We start from the raw sequence: 21896 nt of genomic DNA, 5'->3' as shown, positions 1-21896 counted from the left end.
GCTCCTCAGTAGGTGAAGAAGCCGCGGCCGCTCTTGCGCCCCAGCCAGCCGGCCGCGACCATTTCCTTTAGCAGTGGGGCAGGGCGGTACTTGCTGTCGTTGAAACCCTCATGGAAGGCTTCCATGATCGCCAGCAAGGTGTCCAGGCCAATCAGGTCGGCCAGCGCCAGCGGGCCGATCGGCTGGTTGCAACCCAGGCGCATGCCGGTGTCGATGTCCTCGGCACTGGCCAGGCCCTCCTGGCGCACGAAGATCGCTTCGTTGATCATCGGCACCAGGATGCGGTTGACCACGAAGCCCGGGCGGTTCCCGGCAGTGATCGGTGTCTTGCCGAGCTTCTCGGTGACCAGCAGCGCCTGGGCATAGGTGCTGTCGCTGGTTTGCAGGCCACGGATGATCTCGACCAGGGCCATCATCGGCACCGGGTTGAAGAAGTGCACGCCGATGAACCGCGCAGGGTGCTCGATACTGGCCGCCAGCTGGGTCACCGACAGTGACGAGGTGTTGGTGGCAATCAGGCAATCGGGCGCCACGTTGGCAGCCACTTGCTGGAGGATGCGTTGCTTGAGCTGCAGGTTTTCGGTCGCCGCCTCGATCACCAGTTGCGTAGTGCTCAATTGCGCGTAATCGGTGCTGGTGCGGATGCGCGCTTTGGCTGCGCTGGCACGCTCGGCATCGAGGGTACCCTTGTTGACCTGGCGCTCCAGGTTTTTGCTCAGGGTGGCTACGCCGCGCTCTAGTGCGGCCTCGGCGACATCCACCAGCAGCACCTGATAGCCGGCCACCGCGCAGACTTGCGCGATGCCGTTGCCCATGGTGCCGGCGCCGATCACGGCGATCTGTTCAATGCTCATGTTGCAAGTTCCCTCAGACGCGCTCGAAGACGACGGCGATGCCCTGGCCGCCGCCAATGCACATGGTGGCCAGCGCGTAACGGCCCTGGACACGCTGCAGTTCATGGATGGCCTTGGTGGCGATGATCGCCCCGGTGGCACCCACCGGGTGGCCCAGGGAAATGCCGGACCCGTTCGGGTTGACCTTCTCCGGGTCGAAGTCCAGCGCGCGGGCTACGGCACAGGCTTGGGCGGCGAAGGCTTCATTGGACTCGATCACGTCCAGGTCGCTGATGTTCAGGCCGGCCTTTTCCAGCGCTTTGCGTGTTGCCGGGATAGGCCCCAGGCCCATCAGCTCGGGCTCGACGCCGGCATGGGCATAGGCTACCAGGCGCGCCAGCGGCTTGAGGCCCAGGCGGCGTACGGCGTCACCGGTCGCCAGCACCAGGCCGGCAGCGCCGTCGTTGATGCCGCTGGCGTTGCCGGCGGTAACGGTGCCGTCTTTCTTGAAGACGGTCTTCATGCCGGCCAACTGTTCGGCGGTCACATCGCCGCGTACGTGTTCGTCAACGGCAAACTCGACGGTGCCTTTGCGGGTTTTCAGTTCCAGCGGCACGATCTGGCTAGCGAAGCGGCCTTCAGCGATGGCACGGGCGGCGCGGCGCTGGCTGGTCATGGCCAGTTCATCCTGCATCTGGCGGGTGATGCCGTGCTTGGCGGCGACATTTTCCGCCGTGATGCCCATGTGGAAGTGTTCGAACGGGTCCTGCAGAACGCCGACGGTGTAGTCGATGCCTTGCAGGTCGCCCATGCGTGCACCCCAGCGGGCCTGTGGCAGCAAGTAAGGGCCACGGCTCATGGACTCGGCACCGGCGGCCAGGGCTACATCGGCATCACCCAGCAGCAGGCACTGCGTAGCGGAAACGATGGCCTGAAGGCCCGAACCGCACAGGCGGTTGACATTGAACGCCGGGGTTTCCTTAGGGATACCAGCGTTCATCGCGGCGACCCGCGACAGGTAGGCGTCGCGTGGTTCGGTGGGGATGACATTACCCATGACCACATGGCCGACCTGCTCTGGGGCTACGCCCGAGCGCTCGAGGGCGGCGCGGCTGATGGCGGTGGCGAGGTCTGCCAGCGGCAGGTCCTTGAGCGAGCCACCAAAACCACCGATGGCGGAACGGACGGCACTGACGACGTAGATTTCTGCGCTGCTCATAGAGGCTCCGATTGCGAAGGCATGGCGGGAGCGGGCCAGGCTCTGCGAGAATGGCCGGCGCTCCCTCGTTGAGTCCGAGTCTAGGCAAAGGCCCTGTTCCAGCCTATGCCGGATCTGTTCAGTCAACCTGGCACTTTTTGCCACTCAGCATAGACAGCGAATAACGCCATGCGCGATAGCGATTCGGTCGCCGTGTACTTTCTCAATGCCATGTTTCATGCCCTGCGCGACCAGCCCTTGGTGCGTGACGCCCATCTGCGTGCGGTGGGCATCGACCCGGCGCTGCTCGATCAGCCACAGGCCCGCGTACCGGCCAAGGCGTTCGCCCAACTATGGCTGACGCAGATCCAGCTGCTGGACGATGAGTTCTTTCGCCTCGACAGCCATGGCATGCCGCTGGGGAGCTTTGCCCTGATCTGCCGCGGCCTTATCCAGGAGCCGAACCTGGACAAGGCACTGCGCCAATGCTTGGGCAATTTCAGCCTGTTCCTGCATGACCTGCGCGGCAGCCTGACGGTGCGCGCCGGGCGCGCGGTGATCAGCGTGCACTCGGACATTGCCGACCCGTTGACCCGGGTTTATGCCGAAGAAACCTATCTGGTGCTGGTGGTTGGCCTGCTGTGCTGGCTGGCCGGGCGCCGTCTGGCCATTGACCGCACCGAGCTTGCAGTGGCGCGTCCGGCCCAGGACGACGACCTGCTGCTGTGGGGGCCGGACTTACGCCTGGGTAGCGGGCGCACCGAGGTTGAGTTCGACAGCGCCTACCTGCGTCTGCCGGTGGTCCAAGACTTGGCCGGCCTTAAAACTTTCCTGCGTAGTGCGCCCCAGGGCCTGGTGATCCGCTTTCGCAACCAGAATGGGTTGGTGGCCCAGGTATACCGCCACCTGCGCGCCCGGCGCTACGGGCAATGGCCGACCCTGGCGGCCCTGGCTGAGCAGCAGGGGATCAGTGCCAGCACTTTCCGCCGCCAGTTGGAGCGCGAAGGGCGTTCGTATCAGCAGATCAAGGATGAGGTGCGTCGCGCCATGGCGTTCGAGCGTTTGCGTGAGGGGGTGATGAGCATTGCTGAAATCGCCGAGCAGGCGGGGTTTCAGGAGCCCAGTGCGTTTCATCGGGCGTTCAAGAAGTGGACGGGGCAAAGCCCGGGGAGATATCGGGCTAGGTTGGTTGGGCAGTAGCGTTGGCCCAGCCTGGCCGGCCTCAGCGCCTGCACGGCCCAGCCATGGGCCGAAGCGCTTGACGGGCATCCATGCCCGTCACCTCCCTGCGCAAGACCTGCGCTCGGCCTCCTGAAGTCGCAATCGGCGGTGCCTGGCATACCGCGCACTTAGAAGCAAAAGCAAAAGAAAAACAAAGCAAGGCAAACATGAATCAACGGCACCGCAGCAGCGTCCCAGTCGCCTGCTGGCTTCAGAATCGTGCGGTACTCACCGTGATATAGCCCTTGTCCAGCAGCGCAATGCGGATCACCGTCTCATCGGCTGGCGCCTTGCGCTTTTGCTTGATGCAAACGCCCTCGACACCAATGGCACGGATGCGGTGCGCGATGAGGCGGCCACATGCGTCGAAAAACAACTCGCTGGCCAGCAACTCGATGCGTTCGATCAGCCCCCGCGTGCGCTCGTCGGTGGCACAAAAGAACAGTACTCCCGACCAGTGCGGGTCGTCGTCAGGGTTGCTGACATCATGGGCCAGCAGCTCGCGCAGGGCGCTGCGCAACTCGGCAGTGGTGCGGGTGTGTGGATGCATGCGCAGCTTCCTCTGGGACACAAGTGCCGATCATGTTTTCCATGGTGGTGCGCGGCAAGTAGGACGCTTCCGAGAGGTTGGGTAGGAATTTTCTGAACGTGTAGAGAGGGGTCGGGTGGCTTGCAAGCGGTCGACCTGCAAAAGCCAACCGCGGCCCGGCTCTTCTGTTGGCGGGGAGCTGTCAAGGCGCGGATTACGTGATGGCCGCCGCCCCGGCCTTGGCCACCTGGGCATCCTGTTCAGGCTTGACCCCGGATACACCGATGGCGCCGACCACCTGGCCATCCACCCGCAACGGCACGCCGCCCTCCAGGCTGGTCAGCAGCGGCGCGGTGACGAACGCGGTGCGCCCGCCGTTGACCATCTGTTCGTAATCGCGCGTTTCCTTGCGGCCCAAGGCCGAGCTGCGAGCCTTTTCAACGGCGATGTAGGCGCTGGCTGCCGCGCAGCCGTCCATGCGCTCCAGGCCAAGCGGATGGCCGCCGTCGTCGACCACCGCGATGGTGACCTTCCACTGGTGCGCCAGGGCCTCCTGGCGGGCGGCTGCAAGCAGGCGGGCAACTTCGACCTGGCCGATCACGGACTTGCTATGCATGGCTGTTCTCCTGGTTCAGGGCTGCTTCGACGATTTCGATCCAGTGCCGTACCGGTGTGCGTCCGGCACCGTCGAGGTGGGTCTGGCAACCGATGTTGGCGGTGGCGATGAGTTGCGGCTTGCCGCTTTCCAGCGCGTTGAGTCGGTTGTCGCGCAGTTGCCGCGACAGTTCGGGCTGGGTCAGCGAGTAGGTCCCGGCAGAGCCGCAGCACAAATGGCCGTCGGGCACTGCGGTGAGGGTGAAGCCAAGCCGGGCCAGCAGGCTCTCCACCTGGCCGCCGAGCTTGAGGGCGTGCTGCAGGGTGCACGGGCAATGAAAGGCCAGGCGTTGTTCGGCGCACACGCCCAGTTGCTCGACCGGCTCGTTGCGCAGCACTTCCACCAGGTCGCGCGATAGCGCGCTGACCCGCGCAGCCTTGGCCGCGTAAAGCGGATCCTTCTCCAGCAGGTGGCCGTAGTCACGCACGAAGGCGCCGCAGCCGCTGGCGGTCTGCACGATGGCTTCGGCACCCGCTTCGATGGCGGGCCACCAGGCATCGATGTTGCGCCGGGCACGCTGCAGGCCTTGCTCCTGGGCACTGAGGTGGTAATCCACTGCGCCACAGCAGCCAGCTTGGCGTGCTGGCTCGACGCTGATGCCCAGGCGGTCCAGCAACCGCGCGGTGGCGGCGTTGGTGTTGGGTGACAGGGCCGGCTGTACGCAGCCTTCAAGCAGCAGCACGCGGCGCGCGTGGCGCACCGCCGGGCGCTTGCCAGGGGAGGCCACCTGGGCGGGCAACTTGCTCTTGAGTGCGCCCGGCATCACTGGGCGCAGGGTTTGGCCTGCGCGGGTCAGCGCCTTGAACAGCGCCGGGCGCGGCACCACTGCGCGCAAACCTAGGCGCAGCAGGCGCTGGCCGACCGGGCGGGGCACTTGCTGCTCGACCACGGCGCGGCCGATGTCCAGCAGGTCATGGTATTTGACCCCTGACGGGCAGGTGGTCTCACAGTTGCGGCAGGTCAGGCAGCGGTCCAGGTGCAGTTGGGTACTGGCGGTGACCGGCGCACCTTCGAGCACTTGCTTGATCAGGTAGATGCGCCCGCGCGGTCCGTCCAGTTCATCGCCGAGCAACTGGTAGGTGGGGCAGGTGGCCGTGCAGAAGCCACAGTGCACGCATGCGCGCAGGATGCTCTCGGCCTCTTCGGCGCGGGCCAGGCGCTTGGCGGTGTCGCTCAGGTTGGTTTGCATGGCGTGGCCTCACAGGTCCGGGTACAGGCGGCCAGGGTTGAACAAGCCCTGGGGGTCGAGTTGGCGCTTGAGGGCGTGGTGATAACGCATCAGCGCGGCCGGCAGTGGTGCACTGCTGTGCTCGCCTTGGGCATAGCCGGTGGCGTGGCCGCCGGCCTTGGTCACCTGCTCGCGGATCGCCGCTGCGGGGGCGTTGGACTTCAGCCAGCGCTGCGCGCCGCCCCAGTCGATCAGCTGGCGCCCCGGCAGGTCCAGTTCGGCGGTGGCAATGGGCACCGATAGGCGCCACAGCGGTTCGGGGCCCTCGAAGAAGGCCAGGCGCTGCTCGCGCAGGTCACTCCAGAACGGGCTGTCGAGCACGTCGCCGCCCAGGCGCTGGCGGGCCGATTGCACCGAGCCCTCACCGCCTTCCAGGCGCAGGTACAGTGCTTCACCGTCGTGGCAGGCTGCGCTGATCGGCAACGGCTGCTGACCCCATTCGGCCAGTTCGGCCAGGGCCTGATGGCGGTCCATCGGCAGGCGCAGGCTCAGGCATTGCCGGGGCCGTGGCAGCACCTTCAGCGACACTTCGGTCAGCAGGCCCAGGCAGCCGAAGCTGCCGGCCATCAGCCGCGAGACGTCGTAACCGGCGACGTTTTTCATCACCTCACCGCCAAAGCGCAGCAGCTTGCCGTGGCCGGTAATGACCCGCGTGCCGAGTACATAGTCGCGTACCGACCCGGCCCAGGGCCGACGGGGCCCGGACAGCCCCGCTGCTACCATGCCGCCCAGGGTCGCCCCGGCGCCGAGGTGGGGCGGTTCGCATGGCAGCATCTGCCCGGCCTCGAACAGCGCCGCCTCGATCTCTTGCAGTGGCGTACCGGCGCGAGCGGTGAGCACCAGCTCGGTCGGGTCGTAACTGACGATGCCGCGGTGGCCGCGGGTATCGACGAGCTCCCCGACCACCGGGCGCCCCAGCATGGCTTTGCTGTTGCTGCCCTGAATGCGCAGCGGGGTGTTCAGGTTCAAGGCCTGGTTGACCTGTTCGAGCAGGTCCTGGCTCATATCGCGGTCCAGGCTCATCAGAAGCGCTCCAGGTCAGGGAAGGGCAGTTGGCCGTGATGCACATGCATGGCACCGAACTCGGCGCAGCGGTGCAGGGTGGGGATGTTCTTGCCCGGGTTGAGCAGCCCTTTGGGATCGAACGCTGCCTTCACGGCATGGAACAGGGTGATTTCGTCGCTGTTGAACTGCGCGCACATCTGGTTGATTTTCTCGCGGCCCACGCCATGCTCGCCGGTGATGCTGCCGCCCACTGCCACGCACAGTTCAAGGATGCGTCCGCCGATGGCTTCGGCGCGTTCCAGTTCGCCGGGCAGGTTGGCATCGAACAGGATCAGTGGGTGCATGTTGCCGTCGCCGGCGTGGAACACGTTGGCAACGCGCAGGCCGTACTGCGCGGACAGTTCGCTGATGCCCTTGAGCACGCGCGGCAGTTCGCGGCGCGGGATGGTCCCGTCCATGCAGTAGTAGTCCGGCGAGATGCGCCCCACCGCAGGGAATGCGTTCTTGCGGCCTGCCCAGAAGCGCACGCGCTCGGCCTCGTCGCAGGCCAGGCGCACCTCGCGTGCGCCGGCCTGCTGCAGTACCGCTGCCACACGCTCGCAGTCGTCCTGCACGTCGGCCTCGACACCATCGAGTTCGCACAAAAGGATCGCCGCAGCCTCGACCGGGTAACCAGCGTGGATGAAGTCTTCGGCGGCGCGGATCGCCAGGTTGTCCATCATTTCCAGGCCACCGGGGATGATCCCGGCAGCAATGATTTCGGCCACGGCCCGGCCGGCGTCTTCCACGCTGTCGAAACTGGCCAGCAGGACCCGGGCGACCTGGGGCTTGGGCAGCAGTTTGACGGTCACTTCGGTGACGATCCCGAGCATGCCTTCGGAACCGGTGAACAGTGCCAGCAGGTCGAAGCCTGGGCTGTCGAGGGCATCGCTGCCCAAGGTCAGGCGTTCGCCTTCGACGGTGAGGATCTCCACCTTGAGCAGGTTGTGTACGGTCAAACCGTACTTCAGGCAGTGCACGCCTCCGGCGTTTTCAGCGACATTGCCGCCGATGGAGCAGGCGATTTGCGAAGAGGGGTCTGGCGCGTAGTAAAGGCCATAGGGCGCCGCTGCCTGGGAAATGGCCAGGTTGCGCACCCCCGGCTGAACCCGGGCGAAACGGCCTTGCGGGTTGACTTCAAGAATGCGGTTGAAGCGTGCCATGACCAGCAGGATGCCCTTGGCCAGTGGCAATGCGCCGCCTGACAAGCCCGTGCCGGCACCACGCGCCACGACGGGCACGCCGCGTAGGTGGCAGAGCCTGAGCAGCGTCTGCACCTGCTCCAGACGCTCGGGCAGCACCACCATCAGGGGCACGGTGCGGTAAGCAGAGAGGCCGTCGCATTCGTAAGGTGTGAGGTCTTCGCCCCGATGCAGGATCTCAAGGTCGGGCAGCGCTTCACGCAAGGCCTGCAGCAGGGCCGGCTGGTCCACGGCAGGCAGCGCGCCATCGACCCGTTCGTCGTAGAGAATGTTCATCAGGCTCACTCAACGGCAGTTTTTGTTGTTGTGGGTAAACCGTTCACCCCCGCAGCCTGCGCGCCCCGTTGCCTCAGGTCGAGCCTGCAGCGCACTGGTCCTACCAGTTTTTCCGGCAGGTGCTGGTTATTTACCGGTTGGGATGCGTAGATTGGCGCAGGCTATGGAAGTGGTCCTACCAGTTGAGGGGGTGCACATGGTTGCTGAAGGCAAGGCCAAGGTCGCCGACCAGGTTGCCGAGCGGGTCGAACGGTTGATCGTCGAGGGTGTGCTCAAGGTGGGGCAGGCCTTGCCTTCGGAGCGACGCCTGGTGGAAAAGCTCGGCTGTTCACGCTCGGCACTGCGTGAAGGCCTGCGCATCCTGCGCGGGCGCGGCATCATCGACACCGAGCAGGGGCGCGGTTCGTTCGTCGCCGACCTGACCGGGCAGCAGGTGGGCGTCACCCCGCTGATGCACCTGTTCAGCTCGCAACCGCGCACCTTGTTCGACCTGTTGGAAGTGCGCGCGCTGCTCGAGGCCGAGTCCGCACGCCTGGCAGCGTTGCGTGCCACCGATGTTGATCGCCTGCTGATCCGCCGTCGCTACGAAGACATGCTCGCCGCCCACGCAGCGCCCGAAGGGCTGGATGCGCGTGAGCACGCCCACCGCGACCATGCATTCCACCGGGCAATCAGCGAGGCCTCGCACAACCCGGTGCTGGTGCACACCCTGCAGTCGCTCAGCGACCTGACCTTGAGCACGGTGTTCGCATCGGTCAACAACCTGTATTGCCGCCCCGCGCAGAAGCGCCAGATCGACCGCCAGCACGCGCGGTTGTATCACGCAGTGATGGAGCAATTGCCGGAGCAGGCGCAGCGGGCGGCGCGAGAGCACATCAACGGGATTCGCGACAGTTTGCGCGAGATCGAGCAGGAGGAGCAGCGGCTGGTGCGGGCGACCATGCGCATGGACGGGTGGGGGTGAAGTGACCCTGAGGGCGCCGGTTTGCCGGCGCCCTCAGGGTCGTGACAGAAATACCTTTATTGCGCCAGATGCCGGATCATCGCGACCGTCAAGTACAAGCGCGGCGCCACACTGTTCAGCTCGATGTACTCATCGTCCCCATGCAGCCCCGCGCCGACCACGCCCAGGGTTTCCAGCACCGCAGGCTTGTCGCTGCCCGGTACGTAGGCATAGCCGGCATCGGTGCCGAAGCGCATGGCAATCGGCTCAATCTTGTGGCCGACTTTGGCGTACAGCTGCTGGGCAGTCTGGGCCAGCTTCGCCGATGCGTCATTGCGTGCCAGGGGTGGGCGGCCTTTTTCGACGGTGACGGTCGCTTGGGTATCGGCGACCAGCAGTTTTTTCACGATGCGCTGAGCGTCGCTCTGCACCCGGTCGGTCTCGCTCAGGTCCGAGTAGCGCATGTCCGCTTCGGCAGTGGCCAATGCCGGGATGATGTTGGCCTTTTCGCCGGCTTTGGCCAGGGTCCAGTTCACCGTGGTGCCTTTGCTGGCATCACCCAGGTCTTTGAGCTGGAGCAACTGGTGGGCCAGTTCGGTCAACGCGTTGCGCCCCTCTTCGGGGGCCGAGCCTGCGTGCGAGGCACGGCCCTTGACCTCGAGCCTGAGGCGGTTGATGCCATTGGTGGCGACCGTCACGGCGTCCTTGTCCGGTGGCTCGTAAGAGAACACGTAGTCATGCTTGCGCGCCAGTTCGGCGATGATCTGTTTCGACCCGGCCGAACCCATTTCCTCGTCCGGGTTGAACAGCACGGTGAGCGTGCGGTAACCCTTGAACTCTTGCTGTTGCAGCAGTTTGAGTGCATGCAGGATCATCGCCACGCCACCCTTGGCGTCGGCAACGCCCGGGCCGTAGGCGCGTGGGCCATCCACGCGGAACGGGCGCTTGGCCACGGTGCCAGGGACGAAGACGGTGTCGTAGTGGACCATGAGCAGGAAATCTTTGCTGCCGGTACCTTTGAAGGTGCCGACGATGTTGTCGCCCACTGACGGTTTGGCGGAGTGGGTTTGCACCTGGGCACCCAATGCCTCGAGGCGCTGGACCAGCGCGGCGCTGACTTGTTCAAGGCCGGGCTCGGTGCCGGTACCGGTGTCGACCGAAACCAGGCTCTTGAGGGTTTCAAGGTAGGCTGCCTGTTCGCCTTGGGCTTGCTTGAGCAGGTCCTGGGGAGAAGGTTGGGCAGCGGTTGCCTGGGTACAGGCGATCAAAAGCGCCAGGGCGATGGCGTGGGGAGGGCGGGGCAAAGGCATCGGTTCTTCCTTGTCGTGGTGGACCGTTGAGCCTAGCCCCTCAAGCGTGTACCTGCCCGGGCAAATGCAGCCTTTTCGCGGGCACGCCCCGGGGGGCGGCCCGCGAGAAAGTCATACAGGCCTCAGTGGTGAGCCATTGGGTCGTCTTGGGACAATATGGCTCGAGCCAGCTCTTCATCGCTGGCCTGCAAGCCAGGATTGTCCTTGCGTGCCTGTTCCAGCGCCGATTCCACGTAGGCGCCTCGAATAGCACCACCGCTGGCGACGAATGCAGACAACTCGTCACGGGCGGGGATGATCCGTTTGTCATCCTTGAAAGTCGAATACAGCGAGGCGGATACACCGGCCGAGGTAGCGACGTCGCCCGCATCGACGCGGGCCATGGCAGCACCGGCAGGCAGCAGGAGCAGCAATGCAGGTGCGAGGAATAGGTGGCGCATAGCGTGTTCTCCAATAGCGTGAAGCCCAAGGGAAATACCACTCAGTGAGTAAGATGGCGCAACTGGGGTGGTAGTTCCCTTGGTGGAACATTACCGTCGAGCGCGGATTGACAAAGCTTCCAGCCCTTATGCTGGTGAGCGTCGATACAGCGGGCGTGGCATGCTCGGATCGAGTTCGGTGAGCCTGGAGCCGGCTATGACGAAACCGGCGCGCTCTGCCAGGCGCTGGCTGGCCTGGTTGTCGATATCGGTGGTCAGCCACACCGGCGTTGCGATGGCATCGAGCAGGCCGGTCAATGCTTCGCGCATCAGCCCCTTGCCACTGAACGCCTGGCTGGCCCAGTAACCTACCTCGTACTCTGCGTTGCCCGGGCGCAGACCGATGCAGCCGATGACTGCGTCACTGTCCGCGTGCAGCACGAAGTACCGCTTTTCGGCTGCGGGGTCGAGAAATTCACCGGCACTCAGTTGCAGGCTCTCGCGTACTTCCTGCAGCGTCCAGTCAGGTTTGGCCCAGGCCAGGAAGGGTTGGTGCAGGGTGTAGCTTTCGAGCAGGGCCTGGCGCAGTTGCGCTGCAAGGGCCGGGTCGGGGCGCACCAGGCGGGTGCGCGGGGTGCTCAGGGAGCAAGGGAGTGTGGGGTAGGGCATACGGGCCATCCTGGCATGAGGGGGTATCACTCTACTTTGCGCGTATTGCATTGACCGTGTCGAGCGGGCGTGGTCTGCTCGGCTTGACGACCCATTTGCGATCCCCACCAACAGCGCCATCGACCCTGGGAAAATGAAGGACCACCATGCCCGACTACAAACTGCACTGCTTCGCCGAATCCGGTAATGCTTATAAAGCTGCCCTCATGCTCGAACTCACCGGCCAGGCCTGGCAGCCGGTGTTCGTCGATTTCTTCAACGGCCAGACTCGTGAGCAAAGCTGGCGTGATGAGGTCAACGAGCAGGGCGAGGTGCCGGTGCTGGAGCATGCGGGCCAGAAGATCACCCAGTCGGCGCTGATCCTTGAATACCTCGCCGAACGCACCGGCCAGTTCGGCCCGCGCGATGACAACGAAAAGCGCGAAATCTGGCGCTGGATGCTGTTCGACAACCACAAGTTCACTGCCTATTACGCGGCGCTGCGGTTCATTTTCTGCCTGAAGAACGCTGGCGAAACACCGGTAACCCAGTTTCTTCGCGAGCGCGCCACGGCTGCTTACCGGGTGGTCGATGCGCACCTGGCGAAAACGCCCTATATGGTCGATGGGCGCCTGACCATCGCCGACCTGTCGCTGGCGGGCTATGTGTTCATGCCGGAAGATACCGGCATCCCGTTGGCACAGTTCACCCATATTGAAGCGTGGAAAGCGCGTATCCAGGCGCTGCCGGGCTGGAAGCATCCCTATGAACTGATGCCACGCACAGCGCCGGTCTGATCGGCCGCGTCGTACTTGAGGGCGGCCGGGTGAAAACTACCCAGCCGCGTCCTGCTTTGGTGCGCGGCGGCCTCAAATTGAGTCAACAGGCACATAAAAAACCATCAAGAACGGACCATTCTGTGCAACCTGCACACTATTTGTCATGCCGTGCGCCTGCTATTTCGCCGTACATCGGCCAGCAAAAAGCGGCCCGTATATTGCTCTAGCTGCTCCAACCTAAACCCGGAGCACCTGACAATGAGTTCCCCCTCCGAATTCCCGCTTTGCGAGGCGCCGCAGCACGCCCGCAAGGGCCTTTTGCCAATCGCCATGGTCCTGTTCAGTTTCACCTTCTTCACCGGCACGATGTTCGCCGGGGGCAAGCTGGGCATGGCCTTCGGGTTCATCGACATGCTCTGGATCGCCACCCTCGGCAACACGCTGCTGGCCCTTTACGCCGCCGCGCTGGCGTTCATCGCTTCGCGCAGCGGGCTCAACACTGTACTGATGGGCCGCTTCTGCTTCGGCGAGGCCGGCAGCCGGCTGTCGGACTTCCTGCTCGGTTTCGCCGAACTGGGCTGGTATGCGTGGGGCACGGCCACTGTGGCGATCGTGCTGGTAAAGCTGCTTGGGCTGGCCGAGGGCTTCACCGTGCCGTTGATGGTGCTGTTCGGGTTGGGCTTCAGCATCACGGCATTGGTCGGTTTCAAGGGGCTGGACCTGTTGTCGCGGGTATCGGTACCGCTGATGTTCGCCCTGTTGATCGTCTCCATGGTAATCGCCACCCGCGACGTGGGTGGCCTGCAGCAACTGGCGGCGCTGGTGCCGCATGAGACCATGACCTTCTCGGCAGCGGTGACCATGGTCTTCGGCACCTTTGCCAGCGGCGCCACCCAAGCCACCAACTGGACGCGCCTGTCGCGCAGCGGGCGGGTGGCGGTGACGGCCAGTGTGGTGGCATTTTTGCTCGGCAACGGGCTGATGGTCGTGGCCGGCGCATGGTGCGCGATGGTCTACCAGCAGGCCGACATCGTCGAGGTGATGATGCTGCAGGGGCTGTCGTTCGCAGCGGTGGTCATGCTCTGCCTCAACCTGTGGACCATCCAGGGGCCGACCATCTACAACGTTGCCGCCGCAGCGTGTCACCTGGTGCGTAGCGAACGCCGGCGCACGGCAACGCTGGTGGCGGCAGGGGTGGGCATCGTGTTGGCGATCGGTGGCATGTACGAGTTGCTGATTCCCTTCCTGGTATTGCTGGGTTCGATCATCCCGCCGGTGGGTGGGGTGATCATGGCCGACTTCTGGTACCGCCACCGTGGCAAGTATCCGGCCCTGGCCACGGTCAGCCTGCCGCGCTATAACCTGCTGGGGCTGTTCGCCTATGGGGTCGGTGCGCTGGCGGCCTATGCCTCGCCCTGGGTGGCGCCATTGGTGGGTATCGGCGCCTCGGCGCTGTGCTACATCGTGCTGCTTGAACTTGGCGGCCGACGCCGGGCACTGGGCCAGGCGCGGGCCGAGCCGTGAGCCTGGCCCTGGAAGAGATCCTGCACCTGCCCGGCCTGCACGAGATGAGCGTGCGGGCTGGTGCACGCAACCTGCAGCGCCGGGTGCGCTGGCCCTACGTGGCGGAGAACGAGGGCATCGCCGAATGGGTGATGGGCGGTGAGCTGGTGTTCGTCACCGGCATCAACCACCCTCGTGGCGAGGGCAACCTGCTGAGCCTGGTCGAAGACGGCGATGCGGTGGGTATCGCCGGCATGGTGATCCTCACGGGCGGTACCTTCATCCAGTGTATTCCGGCCGCGGTAATCGAGCGCGCCGAGCAGTTGGGGCTGCCACTGATCGAGCAGCCCTATGCCCTGAAGATGGTGGTGGTCACCCACCTGATCGGTACCGCACTGGTACAGATGGCCCAGGTGCGCCGCTCGCGCAACGACATCCTCGGGCAACTGCTGACCGGTGACTATCCAAGCCTGGCCATCGCCCGCCAGCGGGCCGCGCACCTGCAGCTCGACCTGGACGGGCCGCGGCGTTTGGTGGCGTTGCGCTTGTCGGCGGTCGACGGGCTGTTCGAGCGGCATGGCCTGGCCAAAGGCGAACGCCTGTGGCAGGACACCCGCCAAACCCTGGAAGACCGGCTTGAAGCCTGGTGCCGGGCCCGGGCCGGCGCGGTCACCGCGCAACTGGCCGGTGACCTGTTCGTGTTGCTGCTGCCCGATACCCCGGACTTGCGTGCAGCCTTGGCCGGCCTGCACCGGCAGTTGGCCGCGCAGGCAGGTGAGATGGGGCTGTTCATGGGCCTGTCGAGCCTCGCCGAGGACTGTGGCCATTACCGCCAAGCCCTCAACCAGGCGCGTCAGGCCCTGGAGGTTGCGCAAAACCTGCGCCCGGCCACCGGCTTGTGCGACTTCAGCGAGCTCGGTGTATTGCGCCTGCTGCAGGGCATCGTCGACCGTTCGCTGATCGATGACTTCGTCGCCCAGACCCTCGGCCCGCTGCGCGCCCCCGGGCGTAAACAGCCCAACGCACTGCTGCACACCCTCGACGCGCTGCTCAAGGAAAACGGCAACGGTCTCAAGGCCGGGCAGCGCCTGGGTTTGCACCGCAACACCATCAACCAACGGATGCAACGCATCGAGCAACTGAGCGGGCAGTCCCTGGACGACCCGCTTTTCCGTATGAACGCTGCGGTCGCTATGCTGATATGGCGCATGACCGAAGCCCAAGGCAAGGAGTAACTCCATGAACATCATCAACGCACGACTGCGCGGTAAGCCCGGCCTGATGCGCATCGAACTGGACGGCGAGCGTATCGCCGCCATTGTGCCCCAGGCCAATGCCGTCATGCCCGCCAGCCCCGACGACCTGGACGCCCAACAGAACCTGGTGGTGCCCCCCTTCGTCGAGCCGCACATTCACCTCGATGCCACTTTGACCGCCGGTGAGCCGAACTGGAACATGAGCGGCACGCTGTTCGAGGGGATCGAGCGCTGGGCCGAGCGCAAGGCAATCACCACCCACGACGACATCAAGACCCGCGCCAAGAAGACCATCGGCATGCTCGTGGACCATGGCATCCAGCATGTGCGTACCCATGTGGATGTGACCGACCCCAAGCTCACGGCGCTCAAGGCGATGGTCGAGGTGCGTGAGGAGGTGCGCGAGCTGATCGACCTGCAGATCGTCGCGTTCCCGCAGGAAGGCATCGAGTCGTACGCCAACGGCCGTGCGTTGATGACCGAGGCGGTAGCGATGGGCGCCGACGTGGTCGGCGGCATTCCCCATTTCGAGAACACCCGCGACCAGGGCGTGTCGTCAGTGAAATTCCTCATGGAGCTGGCCGAGCGTACGGGCTGCCTGGTGGACGTGCATTGCGACGAGACCGACGACCCGCAGTCGCGCTTCCTCGAGGTGCTGGCCGAAGAAGCGCGGGTGCGCGGGATGGGGGCACGGGTGACCGCAAGCCACACCACGGCCATGGGTTCCTATGACAATGCCTACTGCTCCAAACTGTTCCGCCTGTTGAAAATGTCGGGCATCAATTTCGTTTCGTGCCCGACCGAGAGCATCCACTTGCAGGGGCGCTTCGACAGCTACCCCAAACGCCGCGGGCTGACGCGTGTGGCCGAGATCGACCGGGCAGGCATGAACGTGTGCTTCGGCCAGGATTCGATCGTCGACCCCTGGTACCCGCTGGGCAACGGCAACATCCTGCGCATACTCGAGGCAGGGCTGCACATCTGCCACATGCTGGGCTACGAAGACCTGCAACGTTGCCTGGACCTGATCACCGACAACAGTGCGCGCACGCTCAACCTTGGCGAGCGCTACGGCATCGAGGTGGGGCGCCCGGCGAACCTTTTGTTGCTGTCGGCGCCGGACGACTATGAGATGGTGCGCAGCCAGGGCCATGCGCTGGTGTCGGTGCGCCACGGCAAGGTGCTGATGCGCCGTACACAGGCGCAGGTCGAACGGTTCGCCTGAAGCGGGAAGGGGCCACTGAGTGCTTGCCTGGCGACGCTGAACTTGGCACCCTTTGTGGCCGCCGAACCGTCCATGCCGTGACAGAAGGAAACCTACCGTTGAGTTGGGACAAAATCGGGAAACTGCTCGTAGCCCTGTTGCTTGGCCTGATGGTCTGGCTGGTGGCCTACGTGGTGCTCAAGGACAACGCCCGCCTCGAAGCTTCCCTGACCTATTCCTACCTCACCTACCCAAGCCAGTTCAGCGAGCGCATCAGCAAGACCAACGAACAGCTCAAGTACGAGCGGCTGCAGCCTCGCATCGCCGGCATTGGCCAGGGGGCGCTGAGCCAGGATCAGGTCGACAGGCTGATCGACCTGGCCCAGGCACCCTACGCCCAACTGTTCGCCAAACCGTTCGAGGCCGGGTTGGTGGACCACCGTACCGGCTTGCTCATAGAGCTGCGCAACACCGGTCACACCGAGGTGCGCGAGGTCAAGGTGCGCCTGCCGGCCAAGGGTTTGGTGCAAGTGCGCGACGGCTCAGGCAACGACACCCTCTACGAGGCCCCCACGCCCATGGTCGAGATCCCGGTCATCGAGCAAGGCCGGGCGTGCAAGGTGTGGGTGTATTTCGATGCCGACTACACGCAGATCCGCCAGGGGGGTATCAGCATCAGCCATGCCGACGGTGTGGCGGATGTGCAGGTGTATCGAGAATTCATCGGTTTCCCGGCGTTGGTGGCGCGCTACAGCCGGGAGCTGATGGTGCTGCTTGGTGTGCTGGGGCTCAGTGTGCTGGGCCTGGGCTACGCCTGCCTCGCGCGGTCACGCAAGCCTATATTGCCCTCCTGATGGCGTCACCTGGCGCTTAGTGGCCGCCGTCGTGCAGGGCCAGGCTTTGGCGCAACTGCTCGATCACGGCTGTGCGCAATGCCTCTGGCGCCTGTACACGTATGGAGCCCGCCTGGGACAGCAGCCAGCCCATCAACGCGCGGCTGTCGTCGACAGTGGCATCCAGGGTCGCCCCGCCGTTGCCGTGCGGGGCCAGGCGCATGTCATCTGACAAGGGCTGGTCTTCCAGGCGCCGCGCGAGGGCGTCATCCACCCAGGCGCGCAATTCGATCTGCCGGGCAGGGCAGAGCGCATCCGGCTGCAGCAGTTGAGCCTCACCCAGGTTGCGGCCTGGCTGCCAGTACCAGCCGTAGGGCATGCCCTTGTTGTTGCAGCGTAAATGGAACAGCGACGCAAGCTCATTGAGGTCACGTTCCACCGTGCGTTTGCTGGTCTTGTAGCCGACCTTGGCCAACGCGGCCTGCAACTGTGTGGAGCTCATGCCCGGATGGCGGTCGGGCAGCAATTTGAGCAGTTGCCACTGGCGGGCGATCGTGTGGCGGGTAGAGTTGCTGGGCAAAGGGCTCGTCCTTGAAGTTCAGGCGTGGTGCATGCCTGAATGATGGCAATTGGCTATTGCCGCGAGCATACCCGTTCAGTGAATAGGATCCAAGTTCAGCAGGATGAGTGGCCTGTGCACTTGTTTCACGATTCGGCGCCACCCCATGCTCAGGCAGGCAGGCAGGCAGGCAGGCAGGCAGCCGCTGCCAAAGCCGGCGATCACCATGCAGCGCACTATTCAGCTTGAGGTTGTGCTGGATGCGGGGAAGGACTTTGGCGCCAAGGTGCCGGTGTTGTCGCGCTCTAATTTGGCAGCCGGCGCCGTGTTGTGACGTCAAGCTGCCCAGTTCAACTTGTTAGAGTTGCTATTTTTAATTAGAGGGCAGTCGCATTCATCGACCTCGTGCTCAAGGCTGAGTGAATTTGTATTTTTTCTCTAGGAAAAATTGGGGAGGGGTCCATTTGGGGCCTTTCGAGTACCCGCCGCCTTTTTGTACTATTAATCCATCGGAGTGCATCTTTTTTATTAGATCGATCAGGCCGAGGCAGTTGCCAAGAGAAACCCAGTTGTTACGCTCGTATAATCTGTCTATTTGCGGGTGGGAAATGCTGTTTCCTCGAGTGAGGAATAAAATGACGTCCCTAGGTGCTTCGTTTTGTACTATGTCGTCTATGGTGTTCATTAGTAATCTCTTTGAAGTTGTTTTCGGTCTGCTTCCAAAGCCTCTGGTGTATATAGTAGTTCGGCTTCTGAGCTAAGTTGGTAGTCTTCTAGAGTGGCGGCGTGAGTGTTGTTCCACGCCTCTCCATGATCGTTTGGCAGAATTCTATCAGCGATACCGAGGGCGCGGAAGCGCTCAAGCTCCCTCAGTTCATGGGTGACAAATCGCTTGTCTGTGTCAGATAGGTGCTATCTTGCCGTGTAAGATTTTTTCAAGCCTATCTATCATGACGACATTAGCTTCAGATGGATCGAAGCGACTTATGTGTAATTTTACAAGGTCGACTCCCGCTTGGGTGAAGGTGGCTTCTCGCCAGTCCAGGCGTTCGATAGGCCCGCCTGCTTTGTCTGGATTGTAGGCCCTGCCGCTGTATGTGCCTATAGTTGTAGCGCCGGGATACGGCGAATTGAATACGATATATAACGGCGGCAGGCCAGACTCTACCGGGAAGCAGTAAATGCAATCTCTGGGATTTTGGGGTTCATTTGCGGGGAAGGGCGTCGCCGCGCTGCTGGCCGTTTCGAGATTTACACCCTTATAGGGGTTGGGCTTGACGGGTATGCCTGGAGATGTGGTCGAAGAGCCACCAGCGACATGAATGGGGAATGTAAGTCGTATCGGGAAGTCCCTTGATGGGGCCGAGACGTAACTGTTACTCGCTTCATCGAATATGAGGGCGCGCACGGGTATCTGGTGCGCTGCATCTGCTGTATTCAGATGCCTCGTAAGGATGTAGGTGTCGAGGTCAGTGTGGATTCGAAGCGGGGACTCAAGGAGACCTTCGGTTGTAGCAAGCTCATTAAGGTTCTCGGGTAGGTCAGGGATCAGCAGCTCTGCCGGGATGCTCAAGGCCGAATCATGGTACAGGTCAGAGTTCCCTAGTTCGGGGGAGTAAAGGACACCGCCGATACCCAGTCTGAAAATTCGCAATGCTGCAGCTTCGGCCATGTTAATCAGTCTACGTCCTGCATACTTCAGTCCGAATTCAATGTATCGACTTATTGCTATGGGGCCTTGGGTTGTGCCTAATTGAATTGTTGGGTTCGTCGTCAGGATGATGGTGTTGCTGTGAGGGCGCTCCTGGTTTCTGTTTTGTAGAACTGATGTTGCTGTATGGTGAGTTTTTTCCAGCTCTCTCAAAACCTTCTTCAGGCAACGCTTCAGCACAATTTCGATTTGGGCGGCAGTGAGGCTGATTGCGAGTTTGTACAATGCCTCTTCAATTATGAAGAATTCGCTTTCTTCTTCGATGTATACGTATGCCGTGACCTCGAAAAACTGGGCCAAGGTCTGGTCGTTTGGGGCGTAAACATGAATGCCGTTGTAGAGGTCTGTGTGCTGGCCTGCCTGACGACGAATTTCGCTGTAAAGAAGCAGGAGCAGTGCCTTTTTTGCAAAGAGCTTGCCGGCGGTTTCGCTGTGAGTCTGGTCAATGTCTAGATACTGCTTTTCCAAGTAGGTTGCAAGACCGGGTTCCCCCGCAGGAAGACGTTTCAATGCTGTTGATCACATTCTGCGCAATACTTTCAGCACTCTCCAAAAGCGCATTGTCAGTAAGCGCTGTTATGTCTGGCGGCGTTATTGGTATTGTGAAAGGCTGTTTCCATGAGAGCAAGGTTCCGAAGTCATAATCAAAAGGCGCGGAGGAGTATATTTCGTCAAGTTCAGGGTTTGTTATGGTTCTGCGGGCAGTCATTTCTCTTTCCTGTGATGCAGGTTTGGAGAGAAATATGATGTGACTGTTGTCACCCAAGACTAAGATGGAATTGGTTCTTAGGCCACTTTCATGGCCCTGACTTTATTCGCCCAGGCATTGGGAGTGGCGCCGCAGCGACTGAGGGTGCGTTCGAAGACTGGGCAGCGAGGCATGAGCAGGGCTGTGGTTATCGGCCCCGGTGTTTACCTACGCAGAGGTATTGTGTGAACACACGATGTGCCTGCTCATAGCACCCTGCGGATAGAGCGCCGCGCGCGGCGCTCGCTGTCGCAGACGCTGGAAATGCCGCGGCGAGCAGCCCCACAGCACAATCCCTGAGCCCTAAATCCCCGCCCGGCGCACGTGCTTCACCAACACCTTCTCCAACAACTCCCACATCGCAGGGTCGGTACTGAACGCCACGTTGAACCGCATCCACCCGGTCGGCTTGGCATCGACCATGAACAACTGCCCGGGCCCGAGCATGATGCCTTTCTCCAGCGCATCATCCAGTAGCGCTGCGCTGTCCGGGATGGCCGGGTGGCGGGTCCAGATATACATGCCTTCATCCGACTCGATGAACAGCTCGAAACCCAGCCGGTGCAGGTGCCGGCCAACTTCCTGGTGGGCCTCGGCCAGGCGCTGGCGCAGGCGCTTGAGGTGCTTGCGCCAGCGGCCGTCGATGATCGCGGCATACACCACACGCTCCATCACCTGCGAGGTGGTCAGGCCCGAGCGCATCTTCAGGTGCAGCAGCTTCTGCGCCAGTTCCGGGTTGGCCAACAGGTAGCCGACCCGCACGTTGGGCGAAATGCTCTTGGAGTAGCTGCCCACGTACACCACCTGCTGCAGGTGGTCGAGGCTGGCCAGGCACGGCTGCGGCTCGGCGACCATGTCGGCGTACAGGTTGTTTTCCACCAGGCGAAAGCCGTGCTGGCTGGCCAGTTGCAGCAAGCGGTGCAGCTGCGCCAGCGGGGTGCGCGAGCAGGTCGGGCTGTGCAGGTGCGGCTGAGTGAAGAAAGCCGTCGGGCGGTGGTGCGCCAACAGCTGCTCGAGGTGGTTGAGGTCGTAGCCGTTGGGGGTGCGCGGCACGCCGATCAAGGTGGCGCCCTGGGTGCGCAGGATGCTCATCAGGTTGGGGTAGCCGGGGTCGTCCACCAGCACCACGTCACCGGGGCGCACAAGCGTGCGCACGGCCAGGTCCAGAGCCTGGCTGGCACCGTGGGTGAGCATCAGCTGGGCGGTGTTGGCGACGATCGACAGTTCCTGCTGCAGGTTCTGCGCGGTCAGCGCGCGCAATTCCGGCAGGCCCATCGGGTCGCCATAGCCGGACAGCTCCAGCGGGCTGCCGGCAACCTGGCGCAGGCCGCGGCGCAGGCCTTCTTCGTACATCCAGTCGTTGGGCAGCCAGCCGCAGCCCGGTTTGAATGGCAACTGACGGGTCTCGAAGATCTGCTGCAGGTACCATTCGGAGTTGAACGATGGTCGACTGGCGTCGGCCTCGGCGCTGTGGTTGTCCAGCAATTCGGCCGCCGCGCGGTTGACGAAGAACCCGGCATTGCCCTTGCTCACCAGCAGCCCCTGGGCGACCAGGCGGTCGTAAGCCTCGACCACGGTGAAGGTGCTCACCGAATAGGTCGCGGCAAACGCGCGGATCGACGGGACCTTGGCACCTGGCTTGAGGGTCTGGTTGTCGATCAGCTCACGCAGCCCGTCGATGATCTGGTTGACCAACGGCGTCGAGGAGTCTGGGTGTAATTCAAGCATTCGGGGGCCTTGAGGGTGCGTAACGGCAGGCGCCTGCAGGGTGTATTGCATCGGCGACCTGTACAGTGC

Annotated in this window: 20 protein-coding genes; 7 read left to right on the top strand and 13 right to left on the bottom strand. The window is 63.2% G+C overall.

Annotated features, from left to right (window positions below):
- Positions 1 to 5: 5 nt before the first annotated feature.
- Both ACMGGN_RS11125 and ACMGGN_RS11120 read right to left on the bottom strand, forming a co-directional pair.
- The gene (locus ACMGGN_RS11125; protein WP_281868755.1) at positions 6 to 854 is read right to left on the bottom strand and encodes a 3-hydroxybutyryl-CoA dehydrogenase; all 849 of its coding nucleotides are present in this window, start codon (positions 852 to 854) and stop codon (positions 6 to 8) included.
- Between the two features lie 13 nt (positions 855 to 867).
- The gene (locus ACMGGN_RS11120) at positions 868 to 2052 is read right to left on the bottom strand and encodes an acetyl-CoA C-acyltransferase family protein (protein ID WP_281868756.1); all 1185 of its coding nucleotides are present in this window, start codon (positions 2050 to 2052) and stop codon (positions 868 to 870) included.
- Positions 2053 to 2220: 168 nt separating this feature from the next.
- Between ACMGGN_RS11120 and ACMGGN_RS11115 the strand changes: the two genes are divergently transcribed.
- Positions 2221 to 3231: an AraC family transcriptional regulator ligand-binding domain-containing protein gene (locus ACMGGN_RS11115; RefSeq protein ID WP_414156766.1), complete on the top strand. Its 1011-nt coding sequence runs from the start codon at positions 2221 to 2223 to the stop codon at positions 3229 to 3231.
- 232 nt (positions 3232 to 3463) lie between these two features.
- On the opposite strand, the gene ACMGGN_RS11110 is transcribed toward ACMGGN_RS11115, so the two are convergent.
- From ACMGGN_RS11110 to glcD, 5 genes are all read right to left on the bottom strand, one after another.
- Complete coding sequence (locus tag ACMGGN_RS11110; RefSeq protein ID WP_115275095.1) at positions 3464 to 3802, bottom strand: hypothetical protein; 339 nt, start codon at positions 3800 to 3802, stop codon at positions 3464 to 3466.
- A gap of 193 nt (positions 3803 to 3995) precedes the next feature.
- Positions 3996 to 4397 (bottom strand): heme-binding protein, encoded by a 402-nt coding sequence (locus tag ACMGGN_RS11105; protein WP_046785513.1) that lies wholly within the window; start codon positions 4395 to 4397, stop codon positions 3996 to 3998.
- On the bottom strand, positions 4390 to 5625 hold the full coding sequence (gene glcF / locus ACMGGN_RS11100) for a glycolate oxidase subunit GlcF (protein WP_414156765.1): 1236 nt from the start codon (positions 5623 to 5625) through the stop codon (positions 4390 to 4392). Before glcF ends, ACMGGN_RS11105 begins: the two co-directional genes overlap by 8 nt.
- Positions 5626 to 5634: 9 nt before the next feature.
- Entirely contained in the window at positions 5635 to 6687 is a 1053-nt protein-coding gene (gene glcE / locus ACMGGN_RS11095; protein ID WP_414156764.1) for a glycolate oxidase subunit GlcE, read from the bottom strand.
- Positions 6687 to 8186 carry a glycolate oxidase subunit GlcD gene (gene glcD / locus ACMGGN_RS11090; protein WP_046785510.1) on the bottom strand — a complete coding sequence of 500 codons (1500 nt, stop codon included), beginning with the start codon at positions 8184 to 8186 and terminating at the stop codon, positions 6687 to 6689. Before glcD ends, glcE begins: the two co-directional genes overlap by 1 nt.
- A 196-nt stretch (positions 8187 to 8382) precedes the next feature.
- Between glcD and glcC the strand changes: the two genes are divergently transcribed.
- Positions 8383 to 9150 (top strand): transcriptional regulator GlcC, encoded by a 768-nt coding sequence (gene glcC / locus ACMGGN_RS11085; protein ID WP_115275091.1) that lies wholly within the window; start codon positions 8383 to 8385, stop codon positions 9148 to 9150.
- Positions 9151 to 9206: 56 nt separating this feature from the next.
- Here glcC and ACMGGN_RS11080 read toward each other — a convergent pair whose 3' ends face one another.
- The 3 genes from ACMGGN_RS11080 to ACMGGN_RS11070 all read right to left on the bottom strand — a co-directional run bounded on the left by ACMGGN_RS11080 (position 9207) and on the right by ACMGGN_RS11070 (position 11527).
- Positions 9207 to 10439 carry a M20/M25/M40 family metallo-hydrolase gene (locus ACMGGN_RS11080; RefSeq protein ID WP_174141453.1) on the bottom strand — a complete coding sequence of 411 codons (1233 nt, stop codon included), beginning with the start codon at positions 10437 to 10439 and terminating at the stop codon, positions 9207 to 9209.
- Between the two features lie 122 nt (positions 10440 to 10561).
- On the bottom strand, positions 10562 to 10879 hold the full coding sequence (locus ACMGGN_RS11075; protein WP_012314094.1) for a DUF2388 domain-containing protein: 318 nt from the start codon (positions 10877 to 10879) through the stop codon (positions 10562 to 10564).
- A 126-nt stretch (positions 10880 to 11005) separates the two neighbouring features.
- On the bottom strand, positions 11006 to 11527 hold the full coding sequence (locus tag ACMGGN_RS11070; protein ID WP_174141454.1) for a GNAT family N-acetyltransferase: 522 nt from the start codon (positions 11525 to 11527) through the stop codon (positions 11006 to 11008).
- Between the two features lie 146 nt (positions 11528 to 11673).
- Between ACMGGN_RS11070 and ACMGGN_RS11065 the strand changes: the two genes are divergently transcribed.
- From ACMGGN_RS11065 to ACMGGN_RS11045, 5 genes are all read left to right on the top strand, one after another.
- A complete protein-coding gene (locus ACMGGN_RS11065) occupies positions 11674 to 12303 on the top strand; it encodes a glutathione S-transferase family protein (RefSeq protein WP_174141455.1) in 630 nt (209 codons plus the stop codon).
- A gap of 240 nt (positions 12304 to 12543) precedes the next feature.
- A complete protein-coding gene (gene codB / locus ACMGGN_RS11060) occupies positions 12544 to 13809 on the top strand; it encodes a cytosine permease (RefSeq protein ID WP_174141456.1) in 1266 nt (421 codons plus the stop codon).
- Positions 13806 to 15023 (top strand): PucR family transcriptional regulator, encoded by a 1218-nt coding sequence (locus ACMGGN_RS11055; RefSeq protein ID WP_414156763.1) that lies wholly within the window; start codon positions 13806 to 13808, stop codon positions 15021 to 15023. Before codB ends, ACMGGN_RS11055 begins: the two co-directional genes overlap by 4 nt.
- Positions 15024 to 15027: 4 nt before the next feature.
- Positions 15028 to 16269: a cytosine deaminase gene (gene codA / locus ACMGGN_RS11050; RefSeq protein WP_119688811.1), complete on the top strand. Its 1242-nt coding sequence runs from the start codon at positions 15028 to 15030 to the stop codon at positions 16267 to 16269.
- Positions 16270 to 16367: 98 nt separating this feature from the next.
- Complete coding sequence (locus tag ACMGGN_RS11045; protein WP_414156762.1) at positions 16368 to 17102, top strand: hypothetical protein; 735 nt, start codon at positions 16368 to 16370, stop codon at positions 17100 to 17102.
- A 16-nt stretch (positions 17103 to 17118) separates the two neighbouring features.
- On the opposite strand, the gene ACMGGN_RS11040 is transcribed toward ACMGGN_RS11045, so the two are convergent.
- The 3 genes from ACMGGN_RS11040 to ACMGGN_RS11030 all read right to left on the bottom strand — a co-directional run bounded on the left by ACMGGN_RS11040 (position 17119) and on the right by ACMGGN_RS11030 (position 21827).
- Positions 17119 to 17661 (bottom strand): WYL domain-containing protein, encoded by a 543-nt coding sequence (locus ACMGGN_RS11040; RefSeq protein ID WP_251962384.1) that lies wholly within the window; start codon positions 17659 to 17661, stop codon positions 17119 to 17121.
- An 880-nt stretch (positions 17662 to 18541) separates the two neighbouring features.
- Entirely contained in the window at positions 18542 to 19861 is a 1320-nt protein-coding gene (locus tag ACMGGN_RS11035) for an S-type pyocin domain-containing protein (protein ID WP_414156761.1), read from the bottom strand.
- A gap of 541 nt (positions 19862 to 20402) precedes the next feature.
- The gene (locus tag ACMGGN_RS11030) at positions 20403 to 21827 is read right to left on the bottom strand and encodes a PLP-dependent aminotransferase family protein (RefSeq protein WP_039601970.1); all 1425 of its coding nucleotides are present in this window, start codon (positions 21825 to 21827) and stop codon (positions 20403 to 20405) included.
- Positions 21828 to 21896: the final 69 nt, after the last annotated feature.

Origin of the sequence: Pseudomonas sp. BNK-30 (genome assembly GCF_047456185.1) — a bacterium.
GTDB lineage: Bacteria > Pseudomonadota > Gammaproteobacteria > Pseudomonadales > Pseudomonadaceae > Aquipseudomonas > Aquipseudomonas putida_E.
The sequence above is the reverse complement of the archived record's forward strand: the minus strand, read 5'-3'. Positions and strand labels throughout refer to the sequence as shown.

Coding starts and splice junctions, on each gene's coding strand:
- ACMGGN_RS11125 (WP_281868755.1), bottom strand. CDS start 854: ATGAGCATTGAACAGATCGCCGTGATCGGCGCCGGCACCATGGGCAAC.
- ACMGGN_RS11120 (WP_281868756.1), bottom strand. CDS start 2,052: ATGAGCAGCGCAGAAATCTACGTCGTCAGTGCCGTCCGTTCCGCCATC.
- ACMGGN_RS11115 (WP_414156766.1), top strand. CDS start 2,221: ATGCGCGATAGCGATTCGGTCGCCGTGTACTTTCTCAATGCCATGTTT.
- ACMGGN_RS11110 (WP_115275095.1), bottom strand. CDS start 3,802: ATGCATCCACACACCCGCACCACTGCCGAGTTGCGCAGCGCCCTGCGC.
- ACMGGN_RS11105 (WP_046785513.1), bottom strand. CDS start 4,397: ATGCATAGCAAGTCCGTGATCGGCCAGGTCGAAGTTGCCCGCCTGCTT.
- glcF (WP_414156765.1), bottom strand. CDS start 5,625: ATGCAAACCAACCTGAGCGACACCGCCAAGCGCCTGGCCCGCGCCGAA.
- glcE (WP_414156764.1), bottom strand. CDS start 6,687: ATGAGCCTGGACCGCGATATGAGCCAGGACCTGCTCGAACAGGTCAAC.
- glcD (WP_046785510.1), bottom strand. CDS start 8,186: ATGAACATTCTCTACGACGAACGGGTCGATGGCGCGCTGCCTGCCGTG.
- glcC (WP_115275091.1), top strand. CDS start 8,383: ATGGTTGCTGAAGGCAAGGCCAAGGTCGCCGACCAGGTTGCCGAGCGG.
- ACMGGN_RS11080 (WP_174141453.1), bottom strand. CDS start 10,439: ATGCCTTTGCCCCGCCCTCCCCACGCCATCGCCCTGGCGCTTTTGATC.
- ACMGGN_RS11075 (WP_012314094.1), bottom strand. CDS start 10,879: ATGCGCCACCTATTCCTCGCACCTGCATTGCTGCTCCTGCTGCCTGCC.
- ACMGGN_RS11070 (WP_174141454.1), bottom strand. CDS start 11,527: ATGCCCTACCCCACACTCCCTTGCTCCCTGAGCACCCCGCGCACCCGC.
- ACMGGN_RS11065 (WP_174141455.1), top strand. CDS start 11,674: ATGCCCGACTACAAACTGCACTGCTTCGCCGAATCCGGTAATGCTTAT.
- codB (WP_174141456.1), top strand. CDS start 12,544: ATGAGTTCCCCCTCCGAATTCCCGCTTTGCGAGGCGCCGCAGCACGCC.
- codA (WP_119688811.1), top strand. CDS start 15,028: ATGAACATCATCAACGCACGACTGCGCGGTAAGCCCGGCCTGATGCGC.
- ACMGGN_RS11030 (WP_039601970.1), bottom strand. CDS start 21,827: ATGCTTGAATTACACCCAGACTCCTCGACGCCGTTGGTCAACCAGATC.